This is a genomic window from Komagataeibacter xylinus, assembly GCF_009834365.1.
GTDB lineage: Bacteria > Pseudomonadota > Alphaproteobacteria > Acetobacterales > Acetobacteraceae > Komagataeibacter > Komagataeibacter xylinus_D.
Genome location: NZ_CP041350.1, coordinates 34,991 through 61,473, shown reverse-complemented (window position 1 = coordinate 61,473; position 26,483 = coordinate 34,991). Strand labels below are relative to the sequence as shown.

22 protein-coding genes and 3 pseudogenes are annotated in these 26,483 nt (G+C 58.2%); 17 read left to right on the top strand and 8 right to left on the bottom strand.

The window, feature by feature from the left end:
• Positions 1-180: 180 nt before the first annotated feature.
• Both FMA36_RS18275 and FMA36_RS18270 read right to left on the bottom strand, forming a co-directional pair.
• Entirely contained in the window at positions 181-573 is a 393-nt protein-coding gene (locus FMA36_RS18275; RefSeq protein ID WP_240906635.1) for a hypothetical protein, read from the bottom strand.
• Between the two features lie 191 nt (positions 574-764).
• Entirely contained in the window at positions 765-1,703 is a 939-nt protein-coding gene (locus tag FMA36_RS18270) for a cupin domain-containing protein (protein WP_159264380.1), read from the bottom strand.
• 212 nt (positions 1,704-1,915) lie between these two features.
• On the opposite strand from FMA36_RS18270, the gene FMA36_RS18265 reads away from it, so the two are divergent.
• The 4 genes and pseudogenes from FMA36_RS18265 to FMA36_RS18250 all read left to right on the top strand — a co-directional run.
• Positions 1,916-2,935: an NAD(P)-dependent oxidoreductase gene (locus tag FMA36_RS18265; protein WP_159264378.1), complete on the top strand. Its 1,020-nt coding sequence runs from the start codon at positions 1,916-1,918 to the stop codon at positions 2,933-2,935.
• A gap of 50 nt (positions 2,936-2,985) precedes the next feature.
• Positions 2,986-3,705, top strand: a pseudogene (locus tag FMA36_RS18260) (SDR family NAD(P)-dependent oxidoreductase); the annotation flags it as partial.
• A gap of 85 nt (positions 3,706-3,790) precedes the next feature.
• A protein-coding gene (locus tag FMA36_RS18255; RefSeq protein ID WP_110571345.1) for an IS630 family transposase occupies positions 3,791-4,857 on the top strand; the annotation gives its coding sequence in 2 pieces (ribosomal slippage) (positions 3,791-4,277 and positions 4,277-4,857; 1,068 coding nt in all).
• A 13-nt stretch (positions 4,858-4,870) separates the two neighbouring features.
• Positions 4,871-5,209: pseudogene (locus FMA36_RS18250) on the top strand (SDR family oxidoreductase); the annotation flags it as partial.
• A gap of 103 nt (positions 5,210-5,312) precedes the next feature.
• On the opposite strand, the gene FMA36_RS18245 reads toward FMA36_RS18250, so the two are convergent.
• Complete coding sequence (locus tag FMA36_RS18245; RefSeq protein ID WP_240906634.1) at positions 5,313-6,179, bottom strand: LysR family transcriptional regulator; 867 nt, start codon at positions 6,177-6,179, stop codon at positions 5,313-5,315.
• Between the two features lie 156 nt (positions 6,180-6,335).
• Here FMA36_RS18245 and FMA36_RS19635 point away from each other — a divergent pair.
• From FMA36_RS19635 to FMA36_RS18220, 6 genes and pseudogenes are all read left to right on the top strand, one after another.
• Positions 6,336-6,601 (top strand): annotated as a pseudogene (locus FMA36_RS19635) (SOS response-associated peptidase); the annotation flags it as partial.
• A gap of 171 nt (positions 6,602-6,772) precedes the next feature.
• A complete protein-coding gene (locus tag FMA36_RS18240; RefSeq protein WP_081500394.1) occupies positions 6,773-7,069 on the top strand; it encodes a type II toxin-antitoxin system Phd/YefM family antitoxin in 297 nt (98 codons plus the stop codon).
• Positions 7,066-7,449 carry a type II toxin-antitoxin system VapC family toxin gene (locus FMA36_RS18235; protein ID WP_010516112.1) on the top strand — a complete coding sequence of 128 codons (384 nt, stop codon included), beginning with the start codon at positions 7,066-7,068 and terminating at the stop codon, positions 7,447-7,449. Before FMA36_RS18240 ends, FMA36_RS18235 begins: the two co-directional genes overlap by 4 nt.
• Positions 7,450-7,570: 121 nt before the next feature.
• A complete protein-coding gene (locus tag FMA36_RS18230; protein WP_159264376.1) occupies positions 7,571-9,853 on the top strand; it encodes a TerB N- and C- terminal domain-containing protein in 2,283 nt (760 codons plus the stop codon).
• Positions 9,850-11,250 carry an ATP-binding protein gene (locus FMA36_RS18225; RefSeq protein WP_159264374.1) on the top strand — a complete coding sequence of 467 codons (1,401 nt, stop codon included), beginning with the start codon at positions 9,850-9,852 and terminating at the stop codon, positions 11,248-11,250. The genes FMA36_RS18230 and FMA36_RS18225 overlap by 4 nt, the downstream gene beginning before the upstream one ends.
• Positions 11,247-13,538, top strand: a complete 2,292-nt coding sequence (locus tag FMA36_RS18220) for a DEAD/DEAH box helicase (protein WP_159264372.1) — start codon at positions 11,247-11,249, stop codon at positions 13,536-13,538. Before FMA36_RS18225 ends, FMA36_RS18220 begins: the two co-directional genes overlap by 4 nt.
• 144 nt (positions 13,539-13,682) lie before the next feature.
• Here the strand turns inward: FMA36_RS18220 and FMA36_RS18215 are convergent, their stop codons facing one another.
• The gene (locus FMA36_RS18215) at positions 13,683-15,026 is read right to left on the bottom strand and encodes an IS1182 family transposase (protein WP_159264370.1); all 1,344 of its coding nucleotides are present in this window, start codon (positions 15,024-15,026) and stop codon (positions 13,683-13,685) included.
• Between the two features lie 188 nt (positions 15,027-15,214).
• On the opposite strand from FMA36_RS18215, the gene istA reads away from it, so the two are divergent.
• Together istA and istB are read left to right on the top strand one after the other, a co-directional pair.
• Positions 15,215-16,465, top strand: a complete 1,251-nt coding sequence (gene istA, locus FMA36_RS18210) for an IS21 family transposase (protein ID WP_007396168.1) — start codon at positions 15,215-15,217, stop codon at positions 16,463-16,465.
• Positions 16,462-17,307: an IS21-like element helper ATPase IstB gene (gene istB / locus FMA36_RS18205; RefSeq protein ID WP_159264368.1), complete on the top strand. Its 846-nt coding sequence runs from the start codon at positions 16,462-16,464 to the stop codon at positions 17,305-17,307. Before istA ends, istB begins: the two co-directional genes overlap by 4 nt.
• 120 nt (positions 17,308-17,427) lie before the next feature.
• Here istB and FMA36_RS18200 read toward each other — a convergent pair whose 3' ends face one another.
• Together FMA36_RS18200 and FMA36_RS18195 are read right to left on the bottom strand one after the other, a co-directional pair.
• Positions 17,428-18,207, bottom strand: coding sequence for a segregation and condensation protein A (locus FMA36_RS18200; RefSeq protein WP_159264366.1), 780 nt, complete (start codon positions 18,205-18,207; stop codon positions 17,428-17,430).
• Positions 18,197-19,534, bottom strand: coding sequence for a site-specific integrase (locus tag FMA36_RS18195; protein WP_206065364.1), 1,338 nt, complete (start codon positions 19,532-19,534; stop codon positions 18,197-18,199). The genes FMA36_RS18200 and FMA36_RS18195 overlap by 11 nt, the downstream gene beginning before the upstream one ends.
• A 946-nt stretch (positions 19,535-20,480) precedes the next feature.
• On the opposite strand from FMA36_RS18195, the gene FMA36_RS19860 reads away from it, so the two are divergent.
• The 5 genes from FMA36_RS19860 (at position 20,481) to FMA36_RS18175 (ending at position 25,264) form a co-directional block, all read left to right on the top strand.
• On the top strand, positions 20,481-20,609 hold the full coding sequence (locus FMA36_RS19860; RefSeq protein ID WP_346766536.1) for a hypothetical protein: 129 nt from the start codon (positions 20,481-20,483) through the stop codon (positions 20,607-20,609).
• Between the two features lie 120 nt (positions 20,610-20,729).
• On the top strand, positions 20,730-21,239 hold the full coding sequence (locus FMA36_RS19855; RefSeq protein WP_278534033.1) for a dienelactone hydrolase family protein: 510 nt from the start codon (positions 20,730-20,732) through the stop codon (positions 21,237-21,239).
• An 87-nt stretch (positions 21,240-21,326) separates the two neighbouring features.
• Positions 21,327-22,427, top strand: coding sequence for a Fic family protein (locus FMA36_RS18185; RefSeq protein ID WP_130732964.1), 1,101 nt, complete (start codon positions 21,327-21,329; stop codon positions 22,425-22,427).
• Positions 22,428-22,805: 378 nt separating this feature from the next.
• Positions 22,806-24,251: a tyrosine-type recombinase/integrase gene (locus FMA36_RS18180; RefSeq protein ID WP_159264364.1), complete on the top strand. Its 1,446-nt coding sequence runs from the start codon at positions 22,806-22,808 to the stop codon at positions 24,249-24,251.
• An 86-nt stretch (positions 24,252-24,337) separates the two neighbouring features.
• Positions 24,338-25,264, top strand: coding sequence for a ketopantoate reductase family protein (locus FMA36_RS18175; RefSeq protein ID WP_159264363.1), 927 nt, complete (start codon positions 24,338-24,340; stop codon positions 25,262-25,264).
• Positions 25,265-25,461: 197 nt separating this feature from the next.
• Here the strand turns inward: FMA36_RS18175 and FMA36_RS18170 are convergent, their stop codons facing one another.
• Together FMA36_RS18170 and FMA36_RS18165 are read right to left on the bottom strand one after the other, a co-directional pair.
• Complete coding sequence (locus FMA36_RS18170) at positions 25,462-26,082, bottom strand: NIPSNAP family protein (RefSeq protein WP_039733240.1); 621 nt, start codon at positions 26,080-26,082, stop codon at positions 25,462-25,464.
• A complete protein-coding gene (locus tag FMA36_RS18165) occupies positions 26,079-26,423 on the bottom strand; it encodes a YciI family protein (RefSeq protein ID WP_171789708.1) in 345 nt (114 codons plus the stop codon). The genes FMA36_RS18170 and FMA36_RS18165 overlap by 4 nt, the downstream gene beginning before the upstream one ends.
• Between the last annotated feature and the right edge of the window lie 60 nt (positions 26,424-26,483).

Below are 26,483 nucleotides of genomic sequence, written 5' to 3'. Positions count from 1 at the left end.
CAAACGACTAGGATTCTTTATTTGGAAATGAACCAACGCCAGCAATACGTTCGTGTCAGTATCTCTATTATTACCTCGAGTATGCCCGAGCATAGCGATATCGCCATGCGAGACGGTATCATATTGGATTAACGCGAACCGGGCAGAGCGTGGCAGGACATTTCCCGGATAGTAATATCACTACTGAACATACGTGGAATCTGGCTGGATATTTGCCATTTCTGCACGGGCAAAATCCTGCACCTGAAGATAGCTCGAATTGTCACCAACAAAAGCACAGTGATAGACGTGAGTATCATAAAACACGTAAGCCGGAGTCCCGTTCAGCATCATCATCTGCAATGTATTGGGTTCGATAGACTTGGACCACGACTGCGCATGAAATTCGTCGGATGAAAGACGCTTGAAATGATTTTGTACCAAGCATCGATCATAGGCCTGATCGACATCCGCAGGCCATGTGCAGCCGGCCAGCAACACAACCAGACTCAATATCCCGAAGGCTTTCATATCCGTTTTCATTTTCATACGACCCGACCAGTCAAGCAGATGTCTTAAGATCTGGCGCCGCAATCTCAATATTCTCCCTGTCTCAGCGATGCCAATCGTGTTGCCAACTCCGATTACACCAGGTGCTCATAGAGAGGACACTGCAGCGGAGATGACGGACGGGAGAGCGCAACAGCGTTGACCTGAGACCCTCCCGCTGAAGAAGTCAGAAAGATGCGCAATAAAATGTGTGACTTCCTTGCGCATTCCAGGCCTCAGGCGAACCGGATATCCAGCGTGCGGAGATACGTCTGCAGGCCGGCGTCCTGTATTGGAATCAATCGGGCCTCAGCACCGGATTCATTGAAGTGCGCGTGCCAGTAGCCCGGCGGGGTCACAAAAACGCATCCTGATTCCCAGTCTACCCGCGTGGGGTCCTTGATCTGGCCGTTTTCGTCGAGCTCGGTGCCAACCAGGGAATAGCAGCCCGGCTCACACTCGACGATATAATCCAAAGCAATCGACTGATGGCGGTGCGGCTTCTGTTCGGTACCCGCACCAATCGTCCCATACATAGCCCAAAGGGTATGCGTAACAGTCCGCGTCAATGGAAACTCTTCAGCAGCCAGCAGCACACTGATACGGCTCCGCTCCGCAGCCGCTGGTGAGCGCCTCACCCGGTCAAGTTCTCGGTTCGCATCCGCGGATCGAAATAGAACAGGGCGGAACCGGGCCGTCTCAACGCGCGCACCAAGATAGGTCAGCAGCGGCGCATCGTGTACTGCATAAAGCGCAGCGTCAGACGAGGCCGTAAGCGTGGCGCCGTCAATGGCGGGAACAGCGAAGAAGTCGCCATGGCTCCACTCGAACGCAACATCGCCGTTGACGGCGCGTCCCTGGCCACGGATGACATAGAACACGATCGATGTCGCATTCGGCTCCATTTCGATCGTATCGCCTGCGTTGATGCGGACAAAACTTGCCAGCAGGCCGGGGCCTGTTGCCGGGCCCGGACACTTCAAAGCTGTGCTCAGATCAAGGGGAACGATCCGACTTTCTCCGCCCGCATACAGCGATGGAGAAAAGAAGTGGTAGGGAACACGCGGCGTCAAGGTCGGCCGGATCGGATTGGCGGCCTTGCTATATTCATAGAACTGTCCCTGGGCGACGGTATCACGCGCGTCGGTCCCGGGATCAATCACCAGACTATCCATTTTTGCTCTCCATTCTGTCGCGGAGCCAGATAAGGGCACGCGATGCTCTGGATAACCGGCCTGGCATTGCTCCCGCTACCTAAGGCGCGGCAAATGACTTTTGCCAAAATTGACATGGTGGCGACGCGCCATCCGTCCTACCGGAGAGTCAGTGAACTTCCACGCTATGCGATCTCGCCTACCGACCCCTCCAATCCGGAATCCAGAGGTCGATGCGAGCCTACATGTCAGTGAGGTTCGTCTATGAACGACAGGAGAATCAAGTGAATCAGTCTGCGCAGTCAACTGTTTCGCCGAGCCAGACGGACGTGCCCCGGACCGGCTCTCCACGCCCGCGCGTCGGCCTTGTGGGATTAGGCCATATGGGTTCCGCGTTTGCCCAGAATCTGGTGAGTTGCGGCTACCAGACGGTTGTTTTCGATCGCAATGCAACCAAACGGGACGCATGCGCAGGTGCACAACCGGTTGACTCCCTTGCCGGACTGTCTCAGTGCGACATTATCTTCTCTTCGTTGCCTAACGACGCTGCTCTCTCTTCTGTGACCGAAGGCCATTCCGGCCTGATCACCGTCATGAAGAAAGGGGCTGTTCACGTCTCGACGAGCACGGTCAGTCCCACGATCGCAAGGCATCTGGCGGGCCTGCATCAAAGTAGTGGTCAGGGTTACGTTGCCTCTCCCGTGCTTGGCAATCCTGACCTCGCGAAGGCGCGGAAAGTGTTCTTCATGGTCGCAGGCCCTGCCGATCACGTCGCCTCGGCAGTTCCTGTCATACAAAACCTGGGTCAGCATATCTTCCTGATGGGGGATGACCCTGGTCATGCCAACCTGATGAAATTGGCTGCAAACGTGATGATTGCAACTACTTTGGAAAGCATGGGAGAAACCCTGGCACTTCTCCGCAAGGGCGGCATTTCCGCTGAACTCGGTTTCGACGTTCTGACGAACTCACTTTTTGATTCGAAAGTCCATAAGGCCTACGGCGGAAAAATCCTGCACGAACGCTACCGTCCCGCCGGAATGGTCGTACCGCTGGCGCTCAAGGATATGCGCCTCGCCTTAACCGAGGCCGAACACGCCACAACCCCCATGCCTTTTGCAAGCCTCGTGCGAGACCGCATGGTCGCAATGATGGCACGAGGTTGGGAAACGCTCGATTGGTCAGCCCTGGGGCTCCTTGCGTCCCGGGACGCCGGGCTGCCTTCAGATCCCGGACTTTCTGACCTCTTCTAGTTACAGACGGCCAACTTCCAGCCGTAACTTGCCCGAAAGGAAATAATTTGATGCCTATTCAAAACCAGAATGATCCGCTGAGCAGCCCGGCCCGTCGCTCCATCCTCGCGCTTGGCGGCGGCGTCGCGGCAGTCGGACTGGCAGCATCTACACTCAATACAGCTTCAGCATCCGAACGCCCGGTCGCGGAACCGGTCAGCGGGCCCTACCCTGTCCCGCCGCCTGAAAAAACGGCAGGGCCGATAAAACCGGCTCGCGGCACAAACCTGACCGGCAAAGTTGCCGTCGTTACAGGCGCAGCTCGCGGTATAGGTCGCGCCATCGCAGTTGAGTTCGCAGCCAATGGCGCAGACGTCATCGCACTGGATATCGCGGGGCCAGTGAGCCCGACAGCCGATGCTGCCCCCGCAACAAAAACCGAACTGGAGGAAACGGTAGCGCAGATTCGCGCTTATGGGCGCCGGGGCGAGGCGATCGTTGCCGACATTCGTAAGATCAAGCAACTCCGCTCGGCGGCCGACCATATTGAACGGACCTACGGAAAAATCGACTGCGTCGTCGCGAATGCGGCTATCCAGGGGTGGAAACCCCTGCTTGAAATGGATGACAACGACTGGGAGGATCAAATCCAGAACAACCTTACCGGTACGGCCAATACCGTGCGTGCGTTCGCACCAAAAATGGTGGCACGGAAATATGGACGACTGATTCTTCTTTCTTCCATGCAAGGCCGGATGGGCACGATGAGCGGTGCATCCTACTCGGCGTCTAATACCAAGGGCTACTGTCTCTGACTCATCTGTGAAGTGACGCGAAGGGCCTGTTCTGATTCTGTCGTGAGAGGGAGGATCGGGAATGGCTGGTGCGATTGCCTTACGGACGGATTATACGGCTTCTGCGTTACGGCGTCTGGCCTCTCGTACGCGGGATGCGAATGTTGCACGGCGCCTTTTGTCTCTGGCTGCGGTGCGCGACGGTGCCAGCCGGGGCGAAGCGGCGCGGATCGGCGGGATGGACCGGCAAACCCTGCGGGACTGGGTGCACCGGTTCAATGCTGCGGGGCCGGATGGCTTGCACGATCAGTGGCGCAACGGGTCGGTCTGCCGCCTGACAGCGGACCAACTGGCAGAATTATCGGCGCTGGTCACGACAGGGCCTGACCGTGCCCGGGACGGCGTGGTGCGCTGGCGTCGGGTCGATCTTCAGCGGGTCATCGAAGAGCGTTTTGGCGTCTCCTATCACGAACGCCATGTCTCCGCCCTGTTGAAGCGGCTTGGGTTCAGCCACGTCAGCGCGCGTCCGCGTCACCCCGGACAGGATCCGTCCGTCATGGACGCGTTTAAAAAAACTTCCCCACGATCCTGAGCGCCCACACCGGGCATCTGCCCAGAGGCAGGCGGATTGAACTCTGGTGGCAGGACGAGGCCCGCATCGGGCAGAAAAACGGTCTTGTCCGGCAATGGGCGCGGCGTGGCACCCGACCACGCCAGCCTGCCGATCAACGCTATGAGAATGCCTGGCTGTTCGGCGCCATCTGCCCCGCACTCGGCAAGGCGGCAGGCCTGGTGTTGCCGTTTACCGGCACGGCCAGCATGCAACTGCATATCGAGGAAATCTCACGCTGCGTCGCACGCGGAGCGCATGCCGTCGTCCTGCTCGATCGTGCCGGCTGGCATACGACACCCAAACTCAGACTGCCGCGCAACGTCAGCCTGATCTTCCTGCCGTCCCGCGCGCCCGAACTGAACCCGGTCGAGAATATCTGGCAGTTCCTACGCGCCAACTGGCTGTCCAACACCGTGTTCAGCGGCATCGAACACATCATCGAAGCCGCATGCACCGCATGGAACAACCTCACCGCCCTGCCACAGACCATCCGATCCATCGGCCTCAGAAAATGGGCTCATATAGGTCAAAGGTGATAGCCCGTAGTATAAGTGGGGTATCCTTGGCCTGATGAAGTCGGCGGCACTGGAGCTTGGGCGTTACAATATAACATGCAATGCTATTCTTCCGGGCCTGGTTGGAACTGCGCTCACTTATAACGAACAAAGATTCCGGGCCGCGATAGCGCAGTCAAATAAGGCAGTTTCGGCGTATCCTACCGCTCAGGAAACATGGGACGCCCGTGCGCCGACCGTTCCCCTTGGCGTAGGCTGGCTCCAGCCTGAAGATATCTCGCCTATGGCCGTATTTTTGGCATCGGACGCAGCCGCACTTGTGACCGGCGCAGAAATGGCAGTTACCGGGGGAGATGCTGCAAAAGTAAGCTAGTGCTGACCGACTGGGCGGTTCCGAGTATTGGGTGCCGCCCAGTAATACCCATATCACCCGAGAGAGTCTTTAAGTTGGCGCGCCATGAAATTAATGAAACTTTTTACTTTTGGCGCAACAACTTTCTTGGGGGATAAACTGCCCAGATGGCCCGTTCCGCTCCCGGGGCTAGAACCCACTCGAATTGCTCGAGAACCCGTACGAGTTTTCCTGCTTTTATGTCTTCCCCAATCAACCAACTTGGCAAAAGTGCCAGACCAATCTCGCTCAAAGTCGCTTCAAGAAGAGCTTCGGAATCATTTGCTTTCACAGCCCCGCTCACGGACAGCTTTTCGAACTGAGCCTCTGGCTTGCCACAAGGCCTAAAATACCATGCACTTCCTGCCTGGACGGTAAAAAACAGGCAACTATGATTTGTCAGATCCCCAGGACAGACAGGCAGACCTGCGCGTTTTATATAACCAGGGGCAGCGACAAGAATTCGTGACTGACCAGCCAGCCGCTTTGCGACAAGGGTAGAATCAGGGAGCGCACCAATACGGATCGCAACATCGGTACCGCTTTCTATTAGATCAACCGTGGCATCCGTTAATGTTGCGTCAATGCGGATTTCCGGGAACGATGTCAGAAAGGCCGACATATGTGGCATCACATGCCGTCGGCCGAAAGCGGCAGGGACATTTATGCGTAATATGCCTCGCGGCGAAGAATTGTGTAAGGTTACTTCTTCGCGGGCGATATCTAGGTCACCAAGGATACGACTGGCCCGTTCCTGCAACAAGGCGCCGGCCTCGGTCAGGTGAAGACCACGTGTCGTACGGTTGAATAGCGCGACGTCGAGGTCTGCCTCCAGCCGGGAGATATGGCGTGATACCGTTGATACCTCCATGCCCTGTTCAGCAGCAACCCCAGAGAAGCTTCCTATCTGGGCAGAACGAAGGAAAACGCGCAACGCAGTAAAATAGTCCACAACCTGCTTCCCCAAGAGATAACAGGTTCTTTCATATCGACATATAAGGGGGCCATACAATTACGTATCCCCAAAATAGGGAATAGGAGGATACCAGCATCAGCGTCTCACCACCATCGCGATACCCCCTGCCCGGAGACGCCTGAATAGTCTGTTGTAACGCCCAACATCATGGTGCCCATCGCGCGGAATACGCCGGATGGTCGCGACCTGATCATGGCCCGGTGGAGCATGCCCACGCCGCCGGGATACCTGAAAGCCCACAGGGTCGATCGAGGCGTGACCAATAATATCCGCAATCCCACTTCGACCTGACGGAAGCGTTGTGAAGGTGTGGCGCATCACTGCCTGGTGCCTCTCACGGCCTTTTCCGAACCGAAGCGCCTGCCAGAGAGCCCAGCAGACCCGTCTGGTTTACACGCATGAATGCCGGACGCTGGTGGTGGAGACGTCATTGGAGGGCGAACGCTCCGGCCGAGTTCGCGGCCGGAGTTGAGAATATAACGGCTGCTCTGGCACTGTCCGGAAGCCACTGATCTTTGAAATCGAATATATCTCAGGAATTCTCTACCTCCTCGCTGTGTGTACATGTTATGATGACACAGAGGGAGGAGACAATGAGCCAGCATCTTTCAGATAACGCACCATCCCCACAGAAAATCGGTGTTCGAGAATTTCGAGGAAACCTGACAGTTTATCTGCGTCAGGTCAGACAAGGCAGCACGATCCTTGTTACATCTCACGACCAGGTCGTGGCTGAACTGCGGCCGCCTGCTCCTTCCTATCGTCCCCGTCGTCAGCCAGGAGTCCTTCGAGGGCGAATCAGGATGAGCGAAGATTTTGATCAGACACCGCCGGACGTTCTTGAAAGCATGGAACGCGACCTGTGAAGGTTCTGCTCGATACGCATGCGTTGCTCTGGTGGCTTTCGGATTCTGATCGGCTAGGAGATAATGCACGGGAAATCATTGCGGATCCGGCCCATGATATTCTGGTGAGTGTCGTGTCATTATGGGAGATTGCAATCAAAATCCGTATCGGAAAACTGGATGCGGATATAAACGATATTCTGGCAGCAATTCCTGGCGAAGGCTTCTCTCTGCTGCAAATACAGCCCGAGCATCTGAAGATTCTTATGTCTTTGCCTATGCATCATCGTGATCCGTTTGACCATCTTCTAATGGCGCAGGCGCAAGCTGAGCATGCCACCTTTCTTTCAGAAGACGGACAAATGGATTACTATTCTATTAAAATAATCCGTTGTTCCTGAGAATGTGAACAGAACAGCCGAGGATCTGTATCGATGTCCATTCGCCACAGAGGAGAGTTGCTGCATCGGAAGAACAATGTCTATTATTTGAAAGAATTGGCGAGCATTCGGTGAGCATATTATGTTTTCTTGGCTAAAGCGTATTTTCAGCGGATCTGAAATTCCGGATACGACCAATGTGGCGACCAGGAAAGAGACTACTGCCTCGTCATCTACGCACGCTTCCTCATCCCATGCCCAACATATATTTCCCAATGATGAGGCGAAATTAGTATTGCATGGACAATCCCGGAGCCACAAGAAGAACGATGCGCACTGGGTCCCTCCCGGTGAAAAAGTCACGATCCATGGCTTCGAGATAACTGATGGCATGGTCTATGTCGGCAACTTTTTGTCTGCAGCGCCGGATGGAGGCTGGCGTGCCGACACTCCAGCGCCCTGCCTTATCAGACCATCGCTCAAGATCGCGGCCAGAGTGCCGCAAACGAACCTGGATCTGGGTTATTGGTCCTCATATACTGACATCACGCCCAATCAACGATTGGCTTACCTGCATTGGCTGGCGAGCGGAAAATCCGACACGAGCTACCCAATGGGCTATCCCTTCCTTTATTTTTATGGGCTTGAACGTCGCTTGGTAGCCGATACGCCTTCAATGGCTGAAGAGGCGTTGTTGATGGCCGAAGTAGAACGCCTGCGCAGCCTCTTCGAACATAATGGTTCTTTTGCAAACTACAGCACTGAACTGCTCAATTTCATTGAAATGCGACAAACCTTGACCGATATGCAAAGATTGGGGGCATGGAAACCGGATGTCTCAGCTTTGGGAGACCACATGTCTCCCTTACTTCGGGTCAAATTAAGTCTGCATGCGTTGCAAGGCATTCCGCTCGACTTCGATCTCGCCATGGCAGGTATTCTGTCTTTGCCCTCTCACTTAACCGGTTTATGGCCACGCATGGCAATGACACGAGCGCGTCCGGAGTTCATTGAACTCACGCGACATCGTTTTAATAAGAAATTTCCTGACGGTGTGCGGCTCAAAGATAAAAAAAAGAGCCGACTTGATCTGAGCTATCGAGCGGCAAGTCAGTATCTCCATGTCTCGATCAAGTTTGATGGCTTCGATCGCCTTCCTGATCCAGCGCAATTGACATGGACCAAAATGATCAAGCTCTGCGAAGGGGCCCGTGAGGATCTGACTCCATTTGCCAAGGTCATCGGCAAGGAACGTGAACGTGTCGACAGTATGGCTGCCGCCTTGATGCTGCCCGTAGAACTTGGGGAAAGAGAAACCGTTCGTGCTTTCAGAGCCTGGCTGGACGATCTGCCCCGGCCTGTTGCCGATGTGCCGCTTAAGGAACTGGGTCTGCGATGCTTTGGTTCTGGCAAGGGGGCCACGGGTCTGCGGCAAGCGCGCGACATGTCCGCCATGCTGGCACGCCTAGGTTACGGCATGGAACCGGATCCAACCTATGGTGGGAACAAGCCAGGCGAGAATATAATCTTATTCTACGCTGGCGACGCCCAGGATTCCCTGATACCCGTCGGTGACAACTTCCGCATCGCTGCCGTGGTCATGACCGCCATCGGCCCGGCAGCAAAAAACCTGACCTTGGGTACAAATCTGGTCAACGATCTCACCACACACCTGCAGCTTACCCCGCCTGAAACAAAACGGCTGATAGCCCGCCTGCGCCTGCTTCCGCCGCGCTTGCCAACGCCTGGCCGCCTCAAAGCCATCGTTGATAGTCTGGAGTCCGGGCAACAAACCATAGTCGCCACGCTGGCAGCTTCTGTCACTGTAATGACAGGTGAAACCGACCAAGGCATGATGGTGGCTCTTGAGCGGCTTTACGAAGCCTGTGGTCTCGATCGACGGGAACTCTACGCCACCTTGCATCGGGTTACGGCTGCCAGGGCATCCTATACCGCGGAACCGATCGTGGTCGAGGATGGCAGGTCACAGGGAGGCGGCCATCGAATTCCAGCACCGCCTTCGAAAGCGAAACCTGCTGACGGTATCATCATTGATATGGGGAAGGTCGGCACCATCCTGCGCGAAACGAGGGCGGTCGAGAAAATCCTGGCACCAATCTATGAGGACGAGACTTCTGAAATTCCAAGTCCGGCAGTCGTTGCACCCACTTTGGAACAGGCAACGCGCTTCGCCGGACTTGGTGCGGAGCAGACGCGACTGCTTGAGATCCTGGTCAACCAAAAGGAGTGGACACGCTCCGGATTTGAGGCCAAGGCACACGAACTCGGGTTGATGCCAGATGGCGCACTCGAAGCCATCAACGAATGGGCCTATGATACTTTCGATGAAGAACTCATTGAGGACGGCGACCCTTTGATCATCAATATGGCGCTCCTTGCTGACGCGCCGGGAGCAGCATCATGACCAACCTTGGTATTGCAACCTCAGACGGGGCGCGCACTGCGGAGAAAATCAGGCCCAGAGACCGCGATAGCGTCATTCAGGCGCTTCGCGCAGGTGTCGTGCCACGGTCAGGCATCCAATTAGTGCAGGTCGGTCGCGCGGGCGAAGTCAACCAGGTGGTGCTGGACGTCAAACGCATCGCGGACGGTGGTTCTGCTGTTCGTTTCATCATTGGCGACTACGGTGCAGGCAAGACTTTTTTCCTTAATCTGGCGCGCTCCATTGCCATGCAAAGCAAGCTGGTCGTGGCGCATGCAGATTTATCGCCTGATCGTCGCCTGCATGCCAGCGGCGGCCAGGCTCGCAGCCTTTACGCAGAACTCATGCGTAACATGGCCACCCGCACCAAGCAGGATGGTGGAGCGCTTGCAAGCGTAGTCGAACGTTTCATCATAGAGACACAGGCTGCTGCCAAGGCTTCGGGTCGCAAGGTTGGAGACGTTATCCAAAAAAGACTGCTTCCCATTCAGGAACTCGTTTCCGGCTATGACTTTGCAACCGTCATCGAATGCTACTGGCGAGCTTTCGAAGAAGGTAGCGAGAGCGGAAAGGCTGCGGCACTGCGCTGGCTCCGTGGCGAATACACGCTCAAAACCGAGGCCCGGGAGGCGCTCGGCGTACGCTCTATCATCGATGATGCCTCGGTTTACGATTACCTGAAAGTCATGAGCCGCTTCGTGACCCTGGCAGGCTATTCCGGCTTTCTGGTCATGTTCGATGAATGCGTAAACCTCTTCAAGCTGGTCAGCGCCCAGTCGCGCAATGCGAACTACGAGCAGATTCTCCGTATCGTGAATGATGTGCTTCAAGGTTCGGCTGAATCCCTCGGCGTCTATTTCGGGGGCACCCCCGAATTCCTGATGGACAGCCGCCGGGGCCTTTACTCTTACGAAGCGTTGCGATCCCGTTTGGCTGAAAACAGCTTTGCCCGAAATGGTCTGGTTGATCTTTCCGGCCCGGTCATCCGGCTTCAGAGCCTGACACCCGAAGACCTCTACATTCTGCTTGGCAGGTTACGGCACGTCTTTGCCTATGGTGACCAGAATCGTTATCTGGTGCCGGATGAGGTTTTCAAAGCCTTCATGACTCATTGCAACCAGAGGATTGGCGAGGCTTATTTCCGTACACCGCGTAACACCATCAAGGCTTTTCTCGACCTGCTTGCCATCCTGGAACAGAATTCACAGGCGCAGTGGCAGGATCTGGTGGACCAGGCTGAAGTCGCGCCTGATACGCCCTTGGCGGGTGGCGATATTGTCGAGGTCGACAATAAAGATACGCCTGGTGGGGCAGGCTCTTCGACGATCGGCTCCGCTCAGGCCTCTCCCGATGATGATCTGGCGGACTTCAAGCTTTGAACGACGCGCCGCCCGACCCACTCGGGCAAACTTCCGGTAAGGGTGCATCGACGGCTTTCGATCTGTTGCACGAGCAAATCCGGCGCTGGATCTGGCGTCAGGGATGGACAGAGCTTCGTGATATTCAGGAACGATCCATTCCCGTCCTTCTGGAAGGACAGCAGGATCTCATCATCGCGGCCGGGACCGCAAGCGGAAAGACCGAGGCGGCCTTCTTGCCAATTGTTTCGCGACTGGCAGCAGATGAACGCAAACCCGGTGCCGGCTTCGAGGCCATTTATATCAGTCCTTTGCGCGCACTGATCAACGATCAGTTTGGTCGCATGGAGACACTTTGCGAAGAAGTGGAAATTCCAGTCTGGAAATGGCATGGGGATGTAGCCAGCAGCATCAAGGAGCGTGCACGCAAGCGGCCCCAAGGGATATTGCTGACCACGCCAGAAAGTCTGGAGGCCATCCTTGTTCGACGGGGAAATGAGGCGAAGCGTCTGTTCGCTGCGCTAAGTTACATCGTGGTTGACGAAATGCATGCCTTTATGGATGCAGAGCGCGGACGCCAACTTCAATCGCTGCTCAATCGTATCGAGATCGCCGCCGGACATCGGGTAGTTCGCGTAGGCCTTTCGGCCACCCTGGCCGACATGAGAACCTCTGCGGCTTTCCTACGGGCATTGAATGCGGATGGCGTGGAGATACTGGAATCTGAAATGGGCAGCCAACCCCTGAAGCTCCAGCTTCGCGGCTATATACAGCCGCGCCTGAAGCAACGGGGCGACAATTCAGACAAGGGCGAGGTCGCCGAGCGCACGGCAGACATGGAGATTGCAACACACATCTTCAACACGCTCCGGGGGCATCGGAGTTTGATCTTTGCCGGCTCACGACGGAATGTTGAACTTTATACCGCAAGGTTACGTGGCCTTTGCGAGACATTGGGCGTGCCGGAGGAGTTTTTCGCTCATCATGGCAGTTTGTCGCGTGAGCACCGTGAGGAAGCTGAACGAAGGCTGAAAGAAGAAGATCGACCAGGTTCCATTGTCGCAACCACGACCCTCGAACTGGGCATCGATATTGGCCACATTGATGCTGTAAGCCAAATCGGGCCGGGACATACTGTTTCAGGCATGCGCCAGCGACTAGGACGTTCCGGTCGTCGTGCAGGACAATCCTCGGTAATGCGGGTTTACACCACCGAGATGGCGATCGACGAGCGCATCCATCCCATTGATGCTATGCGGCCAAGCACGGTGCAGACCATAGCCATGCTCAATCTCATGCTGAGGCGCTGGAATGAACCGCCTCAAATTGGGCGGCTCCACCTCTCCACGCTGATACAGCAAATTCTGGCCCTGATCGCTCAACACGGTGGTCTGACAGTCAAACAGGGCTGGAACCACTTGATCGAGAGTCGGGTATTTCCTGAAATTGATCAGGCCCTCTACATTGATGTGCTGCGGCGAATGAAGCATCCGGAAGTCCAGCTTATTGAGCAGGCGCCAGACGGGACGCTTTTGCCAGGCGAAGAAGGTGAGCGGGTCATCAATGACCGTGGGTTCTACGCCGTATTCATGACGCCTGACGAGTTCAAGGTTATCACGGATCGCGGACGGAACCTCGGTACGCTGCCGGTCGATAACCCCGTGATGCCGGAACAACTCATTATCTTCGCTGGACGGCGGTGGCAGATAATCGAGATCGACAATCGACGCCGGGAAATTCTGGTCACACGAGCTTATGGCGGCGTGCCGCCTGAATTTGGTGGCGAGGGCCTGCCCCCGGCTGACGAAGTCGTGGCAGAGATGCGCAGGGTTTACGAGAACATCGCTATTCCCCGCTTTCTCGACAAGGCAGCACTTGAGTTTCTTACTGAAGCCAGAGAGACGTTCGATCATCTTGGACTGCGCCATGCGAGCCTGCGACGACATGAGGACGAACTCCTGCTTTTCCCTTGGGTCGGCAATCGGGCACAACTGGCCTTCGTGCTGGCGCTTGCCTCTCATGGCGTAATGGCTAATTCGGAAGGTATCGCGGTCACGGTTCCTGCTAAGGATGGGAGCAAATTGATTGCCGCCCTAAAAATCATTGCAGAAGGACCTGTGCCGGACGCGAAAATTTTAGCTCGACTAGTGCCGGATATGAAGCGAGCGAAATATGACGCCTATTTAGGAGACGAATTGCTGGCGCGTTGCTACGCCAGTGAGCATATCGACGCGGAACGTGTGCCGATTATTGCGGCTGACCTGCTTTCTAGATTTCCGACTGAGGTAAAAACAATTTTTGAATCCTAAATACCTTTATAATGTTTGGCGTTGACCGGAATGTATTGGAATGGCGGATACCCCGGCCCGACAACCTGCTCAAAAGTCGAAATATAATCTAACAGTCTGTCGGGTTGGGCATTTTGCGGCTGATAACGCCGAGGCTGACCCGGCTTATGCCGCCTGAAGCCGCGCCATTCTTTTGCAGTTATATGCGAGTGCAACGAGGGTCCATTCGGTCGTGACTTTTGCAAGGCTGCGCAGGCTGAATCTTCTGAAGCCCATGATGCTTTTGATAATTCCAAAGACCGGCTCCACGGTCTGTTTGCGTAGTCTGTAAACATCTCCGGCTTCTGTAGTTTCCAGCCTGTCCTTCATGGCAAGCCGCCAGGGTTCAGTTATCCGGCGTGGCTCCTTTGCTTCGGGATGGGGTCGGAAGTCGTAAGGTCTGCGGGCACAGGGCCGTCCGATGGCGACCAGCGGATCAATGCCCTTTTTCCGCAATTCCCGGACCGCCTGCCCGCTGGCGTAACCGGTGTCGGCGAGCACTGTCTCCGGGAGACCGATCGTGTGTTCCATCGACAGCACGGTGCTGGCAAAGGACGGCGCGTCCGCTGACGTGGCGACAACGCCGGTTGTCACGATCAGCTGACTGCCTTCGGCGCAGACCACGGCCTGGGCATTGTAAGCCTGCCGGAACTCGTGGGCATCCGAACGCCGCATGAGGCGACTGTCGGGATCGGTCAGGCTGATCTGCCGGTCGGGTGGTGGTTCATCATCCGGCGGTTTCGGCGCCCGGCCGCGACGCCCTGTTTTTGCGTCATGCGCCGCCTTCTTTTTCTCGTATGCCGGTCGCGCCGCCTCGGCCTGCGCCTTCGCATCTGCTTCCAGCCGGGCGCAGGCTCCGTCCAGCTTCGCTTTCAGCGCTTCCCGGCGGGCAAGCTCTTCTGGCAGGGCCTGCGGATCTCTGTCTGTGGCATCCGCGTGCTCCGCCTGGTCCATCAGTTTCGCGATATCCACCGCCAGCTGTTCGCGCAGCGCCCTGATCCGGTCGTAGCGCAGGGAACGGTATTTCGAAGCGTCGGCATCGATTTTCGTGCCGTCAATCGACACCACGCCCAGACGCAGCAGGCCCGTCTCGCGCGCCAGAAGCAGGACCTGCGCAAATGCAGCTTCAATGGCTGTCCGGTTCGTCCGGCGGAAGGTCGCAATCGTATCATGATCCGGATGCAGGTTCGCCGCCACGAAGCGCACCCCGATATCGCGATATGTCGCCCGCTCGATCCGGCGTGAGGAAAACAGCCCGTTCGCATAGCTGAAGATCAGAAGGGCCAGCATCAGACGCGGATGGTACTGTGCCTTGCCACCCGTGCGCACTGGCACGCAGAACGCATTCATCGGAACCCGTTCAACGGCGGCTACAACGAAATGCGCCATATCATCAGCCGGAAGCCACGACTTCAGATCAGGCGGCAGAAGATACGGCTGAGACCGGTCAAACGGGATGAAGCTGCTCATCTCACCACCTTACAACCTTACCCCTTCACAGGGTACCCCAACCCTGTGAGTGCTGGTTGTAATCTCCCCAAATGTGCTGGTTGAAAATTCCCCAGTTTGAGGACTGTGCGTGATCGTCATGGGGGCATGCCCCCATGACGATCACGCGGCACATTTATCCCTGCTGATGCCAAAGGAAGGGCGAGCAGGTGATAGGACTCAGGGAGGTCGTTTTGATCCAGGAACTCAAAAGACAGGGGCTCAGCATCAGCGCCATCGCGCGCCAGACAGGGCTCGATCGCAAGACAGTGAAGAAGTATCTGGCCAATGGGCTGGAGACTCCAGCCTATGCACCGCGTAAACCGGTGGCCAGCGCAGCAGAACCTTATCGAACCTATCTGTTGGAGCGGATGGCAAGTTATCCCGGACTTTCATCGCGCAGGCTGCATCGTGAAATTCGCGACATGGGATATGACGGTGCCTATTCATCGCTGACGGAATATCTCCGGCAAATCCGCCCCCCGCTGCCCAGGCCTTATGAGCGGCGCTTCGAGACCGGAGCCGGCGTTCAGGCGCAGGTCGATTTTGCGGAATTCCAGACAGTCTTCACCGGCGAGCCAGGCATCGTGCGCAAGGTCTGGTTGTTCAGCATGGTGCTGGGGCACAGTCGCTGGCTGTGGGGACGTTTCTGCCCGAACCAGGGTCTGGAAACAGTGATGCGTTGCCACATCGCCGCCTTCGAGGCGATGGCGGGCTGCTGCACGGAAATTCTCTACGATCGCATGAAGACCGCTGTCATCGGTGAGGATGATGCGGGCGTGGTGACCTACAATGCCTCGCTGGTGGCGCTTCTGGCCCATTATGGCAGCGCCCCCAGAGCCTGCCAGCCCTATCGCGCCAAGACCAAGGGCAAGGTCGAGCGACCCTTCCGCTACATCCGTCAGGACTTCTTCCTTGGCCGCAGTTTCCATGATCTCGATGACCTCAACGCCCAGTTCGACGTCTGGCGCGCGGATATCGCCAACGCGCGGGCACATGCCACCACCGGGCGGATCGTGCAGGAGCATTTTGCACAGGAGCAGCCCCATCTGCATCCATTGCCTGCCCTGCGCTACGATGCTGTTCTGAGCGTCGAGCGGCGGATCAGCCGCGAGGGGATGGTGGCGGTGGCCGGCAATTATTACAGTGTGCCTGACACTGCCCGCCGTCGCGTGGTCGAGATCCAGCACCATACACATGAAGTCCTGATCTTCGAGGAAGGGAAACTCATCGCCCGGCATCCCGTGCTGGAAGGCAAAAACCGTAAGCGGATCGAGCCAGGCCACCGCAAGGCCCCACCGGTTCAACACGCCGAGATGTTGCCGACGACACCGGCGGTGCCGATCCTCCAGCGTCCTCTGGCTTTCTACGGCGCGGTGGGTGAACGCCTGGCCAACATCAATGCCAAAGGGACCGCATGATGTCTGTCACCGAACGCATCCGACAAAGCCTGCTGGCTCTCCATATGGCACGCGCCCTCGAAACGCTTGATCACACGCTGGGCAGGCTGGAAAAGGGCGAGATCAGCGCCATCGAGGCCATCGACGATCTGCTGGCCGAAGAACTGAACCTGCGCGAGGGACGGCGCATCAGCGTAGCACTGCGCACCGCCCGCCTCATGCCGATCAAAACTATCGAGAGCTTCGACTTCTCGTTCCAGCCTTCACTCGACAGGCATCGCATCACCGCGCTGGCCCAGCTCGAGTTCATCAATCGGGCCGAGGTGTTGCATTTTCTGGGCCCGCCAGGCACCGGAAAATCCCATCTGGCCACAGCCATCGGCGTGGCCGCCGTCAGGGCCGGACGCAGCGTCTATCGCTGCTCTCTGGCAGAACTGCTCGAGGCGCTCACCAGAGCCGAACGCGAGGGGCGTCTGGCCGAGAAAATTCGCTTCTACACGCGGGCTTCGCTGCTGATCGTCGATGAAGTTGGCTACCTGCCAATCACGCCAGGTGGTGCCAACCTCTTCTTCCAGCTGGTCAATGCCCGCTACGAAAAGGGAGCGATGATCCTGACCTCCAATCGCGGTTTTGCCGAGTGGGGCGAGGTCTTCGGCGACCCGGTCGTCGCCACCGCGCTGCTCGACCGGCTACTTCACCATGCTGTCGTCGTCCACATCGAAGGTGCCAGCTATCGCCTGCGCCAGCATGCCGATCTGATCCCCGAGCATACACGGGCCCACGCCAATCTGATGCCACCGGCAGCGCCAAAGCGCCGCGGTAGGCCCCCAAAGCATGGAGCTATCGATCACCTCAATGGCTGATCACCATATCCGTGCTGGGGAATTTTCCGACAGCACATGTGGGGAATTTTGAAACAGCATTTACAAACCCGACAGACTGCTAAGGCACACACTATCACCGCTATGGTGGGGAGACGCAGATCACGGCGAGGGAAACGCAACATTGGCAATCGATGCCTCTCCCCGTCGCACCAGTTCAAGGCCAGCCACAAACGTAGCAGCAACAACCGCGCGACGATCAATGATCCTGTCCGGTCCCCTTAAATCCGTTAGGAGCATACAGTCTTCCCATATGCTGCGGAAGGTTCCGTTCGCTATTTTTTCACAGACCAGAGTCAGCGCATCTGTCACACGCCAATATGCAGGCACATTAATCCGATAGACGGGAACGGACGTCGCAACCCGCGCCAATTCCTGCTCCAGTACACTGAGACAGGCTTCCATCAGACTGAAATACGTCCCCTGCCATGCAGAAACACTGCTATCCGCCCGCGCCCCGCCCCGCGTAAAAACCGACACGCCAAGCTGCGGTCGCGCCTCCAGCCAGTCCGCTGCCGCGCGCATCTGCAACAACCCCTCGATTTGGTCCGCCGTCCGGCGTGCCTCGCTCTCGGCAACCTGCTTTTCCGCCTGCGTGGCAAACAGCAGCCGCGAGCGCAGGAATACCAGCCGGGCGATCCAGATCACCCAGTCCGCGCGCTGCATGAGTGGCGTGGTCTGGGCCAGCCGCTCCGCCTCATCCACAAACTGGGCCGCTAGGTCCGCAATGGACAAGATGCCCAGATCCAGGCGCTGCCGTTCCGCCAGATCCAGCAGCAGGTCCAGCGGCCCGTCAAACCCCTCGACATGGAACTCGGGCACCGCCGGGCGCGGCAACCGACGCGGCTGATCGCCCCAGTCTTCGTCCTTGTCAGGCAGCATCGGCGGTCTTCCCGGCATCAGCGCGCGCGTACTGCGGCCGGATGTCGAAAACCAGCTCTGGCCAGTCCGTCCGCACCCGCTCCAGCGCCTGCCACGGCGTCCATTCCGCCGACCAGAAGTTGTAGACCAGCCGCGCACTGCGGCGGGCGCGCTGGTCGCGCACGGCTTCGACCTCCACCCGACGCAACGGCAGCAGCGTGCCCCACTGTGCCTGCAGCCAGGCCGCCGCCGCGCATGAATCCGCCCCGGCTTCCAGAATGGGACCGGGCACCGGTACCAGCCGGTGCAGGTCAAAGGCACAGGCGGGCGTACCCGCCGCCTGATGCTGCAGGGCGATCCGATGCAGGCGTTCGGATGCCTGGCGCAGCAGCCGGGCCAGCGTCACCGCCTGCGCCCCCTTTGCCGCCATCGGCGCCAGCAGGCGGGCCTGTTCGTAGTCAAAATCCACCTGCCAGGGGATGATCCCCGGTCCCCGGGCCGCCACCCGGAACCGGGCCACTTCGTCTACCGGACCGCTCACCGTCAGCGTTGTCCGGATCCAGCCCGGGGCGGCCCTCATCGTGCGTCGACGCACCGCCGTCCCAACTGGGGACTCTGGCGGGGACCCGGATTTTGTCCGCCGCGTCCGGTGGGCCGGGCGGTCCGGACGTCCCAGCGCCCGGTCCAGCACGAACCGGATCCCCGGCACCGACAATGGATCCCCGACCGTGCCATGCGCATCGATCCCCCGGAACGCCGCCCCCCACCGCAATTGCGCGGCATCGCGCCAGGCCGCCCAGCTCCGCACCGGACAAACGGCCGGGTCCCGGCGGCGCCGCAACCGGCGCAACCGGTGGCGCCCGGACCGGGGCCGCAGCAGGGCAACGGTCATCCCGTCTGTCGTGTCGCTGATGTCTTCCACCGTCAGACGGGCCAGCGCCTCGGCGCCGATGTCCAGCGTAGCCGCCAGCAACAGCAAAGCCCGGTCGCGCAAGCCGGGCAGGTCGGCCCTACAGCGTCGCGCGGCGGCCAGCAGCGAAGCCGCATCGACCCCGGCCCCGGTCCGGCGCACCCGCGTAGCGGGCAGGGCGACATCGAACGCCTCGCCATTGGCAGCACACCATGCCGTCAGCGCCGCGCGATCCACCACCAGGCTCTGCCGCGGCCGTCCCGTCTTCGCCCGGGCCTCCAGCCACGCTGCCACCGCGACAGGGCCGACCGGAAAGCCGCTATCGGCTGGCTGGGTTCTGACAAAGGCGCGCCAGGAGGCCGCATAGGTCCGTGCCGTGGCAGGCGACAGGCCGGTCGGCGAACGCGCCGCCTGCAGCAGTCGGCCGGTCTCAGCCATTCTGATCGGATCCCCGGTTTTCCGCCCTAAACTCGCTGCAGGCCGACGTCGGACGGACGGCGAAAGCGGACAGCCTACCCGCCCTCAGCGGAAAACCGCGCTGCCTGACCCTGACCATATTAAGGCGTTTGTGCTTCATATAATGCGTCGTATCATGTTAACGGGTTTTGGAGAACGGAAAAGCGCCCGATTGATCTGGAAAGGCGCGGTTTCCCGGACTTTCTGCCCCCTCCCTTCCTCGCGGGGCAAAATCCGACCAATCAAAAACTTACTTCCGATAAGTTATCTTGTCGGAAGTAGGACAAATCTGGAAATTCCTGCTAATTTTATCGAATGGCCCTTAATAAGGAGAATGTCAGGTTTTCCGCGATCCTCTCCGATTCAGGTTCCCCTTAATCAGGAGAAAAATGATCCTTATTAATGCGAAAAAGTACCCTTAATTCGGTTACGCATCATCAGTGCTTCCAGGCAGCAGCCTCCCCCAGCCCGCTATGCTTGGATGACGCCACTGCAAAAAACTCTCTGGACTGAAAACCTCGCGTTGCTTTCCTCTCCCCACGGGGCGCCGTCGACTTGTCCCGCCAAGCCCCCTGTCCATCCCGGACAGGGCTGAAGAAAACTCTCATTCTGGTCCGTTATGGCGATCTCCTGACAGCTTTACTCCGTCAATGGTTGAGCGCAAAACAGCATATGCGATAATCTGACCTGCCCCTCGCCCGTCCCATAACCGAAAGAGAAACGTCAATGATCTGTTTGCGTCCGCTCGTCATTGCCGCATTGCCGTTCCTTATTTCCGGGCATGCGCGTGCCCGCATGGTCGACAGGCCAGTTTCGTAGACGTTCGAGGGCGCGCGTTATGACTGCGTCCTAATCTACGACGACACGACTGCCGCGCGGCGGCCGGGTCTCCTGATGGTGCCCGCATGGTTCATGCGTCAACGAGAGCGTGATCCGCAAGGCCGAGGACATCGCAGGGCAACGCTACGTGATCCTGCTGACGGATATGTATGCCGCCGCGATCCGCCCGAAAGACGCCGCTGGCGCACGCGATGCCATATCCCCTTCTGCTCGCTGACCGTTCCATGATGCGCCGTCGCGTGGCCTTTGCCCTGGCACAGTTCAGGTCGTTTGTATCGCAGGCACCAATCGACACGACCCATCTTGCGCCATCGGTTATTGCTTCGGCGGCGCGGCCGTGCTGGATCTCGCGCGGTCCGGTCCGGAGATCGCAGCCGTGGTCGCGTTCCACGGCAATCTCTCGACGGATAATCCCGCCCTGGCACATGCGATCCGGGCACGGGTTCTTGCCATGAACGGGGCGGATGATACCTCGACCAGCTCCCAGTTTGACGGCTTCCTGACCGAAATGTACGGCAGCCCTGCCCCGTGGCAGTTTCTCGCCATCGGCCATGCTGTCCATTGCTTCACCGAAAAGGAGGCCGTGGCCTCATCCGGCCTATGCCGGTACGATGCGCAGGCAGATGCCTGGTCAATGCATATGGCTCGACAAAAGTTTCTCCTCGCATTGACGATCCGGGATGAATGTCCCGCTTCGGTCCAGATTGCGTGGAAGAGCGAACCAGATCCGCACCATTTATCTACTGTTGGGAATATCTCGCCTTCATCAGAAAACGGCGGATATGATGTCCGTCTTAGTGAACATTATGGAATGCTGCGGGCCACTCTGGGTTCATACGCAGCATAATCCGTCACGCCGAAGGATCGATAGATTAGACTTCTATCAATCATAAAAATGCGATAGAATGATTGATAGAGCCTTGGGATATCAATCATGCTTTGGAATTGGCAGCTTCCGGACTGGCCACATTTTCACTTCGAGAAAAGCTGTCTGCGAGACGCCGAAACGGAGTTCCTGAAAGGTTCAGGCGTGGTCGTCGGTGCGATGCAGCATCTGGACAAAGACGCCAATCAGCATCTTGTCGTTCAACTCATGTCGCAAGAAACGGTCGAGAGCTCCGCTATTGAAGGCGAGGAGCTTGATCGGGCCAGTGTGCAATCGTCGATTGCGCGACACCTTGGCTTCGCCACAGACAGGCGACGTTCTACGCCAACTGAGGCTGGGGCCGCTGAATTGATGGCGGACCTCTATCGGCATTATGCGGCCCCTTTGACTGACCAGAGTCTCTTTGAGTGGCATGCCATGCTCATGAACGGTCGGCGAGATCTGGATGTCATTGGCAGATATCGGACGCATGCCGAGGCAATGCAGATTATCTCCGGCCCCATCCATGCGCCGCACATCCACTTCGAAGCCCCGCCATCTCGAAGCGTCCCTTCGGAGATGGCGCAGTTTATCGGCTGGTTTAACAGGACCGCCCCAAGCGGGATCGACCCCTTGCCCGCGATTGAGCGGGCTGCGATTGCGCATCTGTGGTTTGAGACCATTCATCCCTTTGAAGATGGAAATGGTCGCATCGGACGGGCTATTGCTGAAAAAGCATTGGCGCAAACCCTCGCAGCCCCAACGCTGACGGCGTTGGCCGCGACCATCAATACATACAAGAAAGCGTATTATCTCGAACTGCATCGGGCCAGCAAGACGAACCAGATAGAGAACTGGATGGTCTGGTTCTCTCAGGTCGTGTTGGAGGCGCAATCCCGCACGCTTCGGAACATCCGGTTTCTTATTGAGAAAACGCGGTTTCTGGATCGCTTACGCGGAAAACTGAACATTCGTCAGGAGAAGGCCCTGCTTCGAATGCTGGCAGAAGGGCCTGATGGTTTTCAAGGTGGCCTGAGTGCCCAGAATTATCGGTCGATTACAGGGGCGACGTCTGCCACGGCGACGCGTGATCTGGTTGATCTGGTGGCGCTTGATGCTCTTATTCGGACAGGAGAAAACCGGTATGCCCGGTATTCTCTTCGTCTCTGACAAACATGTAGTTTACTGTTCAGCCACGAAAAAACCTTCAAGGTCGCTGCTTATGGACGCGGATAATCTGACAGAGCTCCCGACCGCGCTGGATAGCATTTTCTGCCACGATTAACTGGACGGTGCCAAATAGGTGGTTGGTAAAATAGGATTTCTGTTCCCATTCATGAGGCATTTCGACAAAAATCCCAAAATGCGCTTGTTCCAGAGCCTTTCCACCCTACCTGCCTGTCTGCCCCTCCCCTGCTGCCCGCGTAGCGGTCGGCTCTGTCCTGCCGAACCGATCGCCCAGCCTAGGCCGGGCCAGCGGAAAAGAGGCAGGGGCGACCCCGGTCACCTTTTCTGCACCCAGGGGTCTTCGGACCGGGAAAGCCGGTCATGCTGAGCGACATCCGCATCCTCGGCTCCAGCAGGCGCGCGCAGGCCGCGCTGCACGCCCGCGTTGACCATTTGACACGACAGCGTCTGGCCGAGACACAGGACCCGGCGCGCTGGCGCGAAATCCTCTCGACCGCGCGGTTCACCCCGCCCCTGCCCCTGCTTCTGGCGGGCATCGAATTGCCGGACGGTAGCTATTCCCCGGATATCCCCCTCGCCCAGGGCGTGCCATATGCGTCGGCTGCCCAGCAGATGGCTCAGGACCATGTGGCCGATGTCCCATCGGGGTTCGAACTGGCTGTCGGACTGGAAATCGACGACGGTACGCCCAGCTTCCTGGCCTGGTTCCGGCCGCTCCAGCCCGTAGGAGCCTGTCCCGGGACGTCAGACGCATCGCCTCCTGCGCCCGTCGGCCAGCCGGCTGCTGCCGTCGCGCAATGGTTTTCCGTCGTCTCGACACAGCCTGTGCCCGAACATGATGGCCGCCTGGCCACGGCCCGTCAGGCGGCCGATGCCTATATGCACCGCAGCAAGGCCGAAAACACGCTGCGCACCTATCGCGCCGCCGTGCGGTCCTGGTGTCGCTGGGCTGCCGGTCATGCCCTGCCCGCCCTGCCGGCCCGCGGCGAGGATGTTGCCGCCTATCTGGCCGACATGGCGCTGCAGGGCCGCAGGACCAGCACCATAGACCTGCATCGGGCCGCCCTGCGCTACCTGCATCACCTGGCGCAGATTGCCGTACCCACCGCCCACCCGATGGTGACCGCAACGCTTGCCGGCATCCGGCGGGAGGCAAAGGAGACTCTGCCCCGCCAGAAAACCGCGCTCACCTGGGACAGGCTGGTCCGGGTCGTCGAAGCCATCAGTCCACATGATCTGGTCGGTGCGCGGGACCGGGCCATTCTCCTGATCGGTTTTGCTGGCGCGTTCCGGCGCTCCGAACTTGCCGCACTGAAGGTGGACGACATCACGGTGGATGAGGATGGCATGCAGATCCGGCTGGGCCGGTCCAAGGGTGATCCCCAGCGCAAGGGTACTCTGATCGGCATCCCGCGGGGCCTGACCCGGAACTGCCCGGTTCTGGCATACGAGACCTGGCTCCGGCAGGCCGGGATCACGGAAGGTCCGGTCTTCCGGCGCATCTGGTCCGCGCGGGGCCACAGGGCGGGAGTCACTCCCGTCGGAGCCCCGCCCAGGATCGGGCCGCACGCCCTGTCGGACCGGGCAGTCACGGACATCATCCGCAAACGCTGTGGCGACACCCACCTTGAGGGGGACTTTGGCGGACACAGCCTGCGCCGCGGCGCCATCACCACGGGGGCGAAAGACGGGTATGATCTCCTGGAACTGAAGCGCTTCTCGCGGCACAAAAGCCTTCAGGTCGTCGAGACCTATATCGACGCGGCCAGCATCAAGGCCCGGCACCCGGGAAGATCGAGATTCTGAGCCTGTCTTGACCCCTGCCGCCAGAGCGCTTCAACTCGCCCTCAACCGCAACACGTCAGGGCGGATCAAAGAGAGGAAACAGCGTCATGGGTTCCAGAATTCTTGTTGTCGGCGCAGGCGCCGTGGGTGGGTATTTTGGCGCCCGCATGGCCAGCGCCGGGCATGACGTGACCTTTCTGGTGCGCGAAAGGCGCCTGCAGCAGCTCCGTGCCGGGGGCCTGTGCCTGATCAGTTCCGTTGGCAACGTCACCATGACCCCCCGGATGGTGATGGCCGGTGGGATTGAGGGGCCCTACGACATCATCCTGCTCAGCGTAAAAGCCTATTCCCTGATGGCTGCAATGAACGATTTCGCGCCTGCGGTGGGACCGCAGACACGGATTGTCCCGCTTCTCAACGGCATGCAGCATCTTGATATTCTGGCAGACCGCTTTGGCCCTGCCGCGGTCATGGGAGGCACGTGCTTTATCGTCAGCATGCTTGATGCGCAGGGGCGCATTGTCCAGACGGGCTCCCTTCCCCGGCTTTCCGTCGGGGAGCGGGACGGTAGCAATACGCCAGCGGCGCGCAGTATTGCGGAAACCCTGTCGGGCCCCGGATTTAAAACCGTGTGTTCCACCCACATCCTGCAGGATATGTGGGACAAATGGGTGCTGCTCGCCGCCTTGGGCAGCATCTGCTGCCTGATGCGCGGAACCGTGGGGGATATCGCCAGCCAGCCAGCAGGTCAGGGCTTTGCGCAGGCGGTCATCCATGAATGTGCGTCAACGGCCGCCGCTGCCGGTTATCCCCTGCGGGATGCCGCGCTAAAGGGCACTGTCAGTCTCCTGACGAAAACGGACTCCACCCTGACGTCCTCCATGTTCCGGGATCTGCTGCAGGGCGCTCCTGTGGAGGCGCAACAGATTATTGGTGTCCTGGTCAGGCGGGCGCGCGTCCATCAGATCCCGACGCCTCTCCTCGATCTCACCGATCTGAATCTGCGCGTGTATGAACAACAAAGGCACGCATGAAGAGGCACAGTGCAGATACGACGTCCCAGCGGACATATCCACTTCACAAATCATGCCCGCCTTGCTCAAAGATAATTTCTCCCTGCATGAACAGCCGGAATGGAACGTCTGACTTGGGGGGGTAACAGAATGTCGGTTATCAAGCGACAAGGCTGGCAAAGCAGTCATTCATGGGAACATTTGTGAGCTTTTCGTCGTCACCGTAATGGCGAGAAAGTTTCCGGTAAGCAAAGGCAGGACTGGGCATGAATAATTTGCTCAGGCCCTCCTTTTGGCGGCCAAAGTCCGTCCACGTAATGTTGCTGACGCAGAATATTGCGTTGTTCAAAGCTGTCGAAGGCCCAGATATGGCAGATGCGTGACGCACCATCCAGCGCGAACATGTTGGTGATCAGGTGGCGGGTATAGGCTTGTGCAGGCTTCAGAGCACTCTGCCACGCTTTCAGGGTCGGTTCCAACCCTCCAGCTTTTAAACTGTAAGTTCGGATTTCATAGAGTCCACCACATTCACCAAACTCCGGGGGTTTAAGAAACGGAAAGCCTTCAAACGCCTCAGCTTCTATTAAAACGTCGTTCATCTTGATACCGAAGGGCGTTCTGGACTCCAGTGTTCTGTGCCGCGCCTTAAGCAAGGCATCCTGACAGGAAAAGGAACGCAGCAGGAGTAGCGTTCCAAGTTCACCGATCTCCGTTCGCCATACCCCTGTGAGGCTTCCCGCAACAGGATTCAGGGTATCCGAGAACCGTGCTTTCAGGAGACGGGAGAGGGCTGGCACTCCCAAAACATCCGTCCGAAAGCGAATCATTTCATAGATCATGAGTGTTCTTCGGATGGGAATAGAGATTGCAGTTCCACGGGCGGTTTGCCGGTCGATAGGTTGGACAGGCAACCGAACAGCGGATCCCACTCTTCAATTCGAAGATCACAGATCAAACCTTCCGGCGAGAACGGATCCCGAGCCACCATCGCTTCAATCTCCTGCCGATTGGCACCTTTCATGATCAGAAAACCTGACCGCAATGGGGTGCCTTTCAGCGGACCAGAAGCCAGAAGACTACCTTCCTGAATGAGGCGCTTGAGATACAGCACATGCGCCACGACATGCTGCCCCCACCCGTCGCCGTCCGGATGATCCATTCGCACAAGATAAATAGGCATTCTAAAGAGCTCCATCGGAGAAGATGCTTGCCGATCAATCAGCAGGCTCAACATATTCCT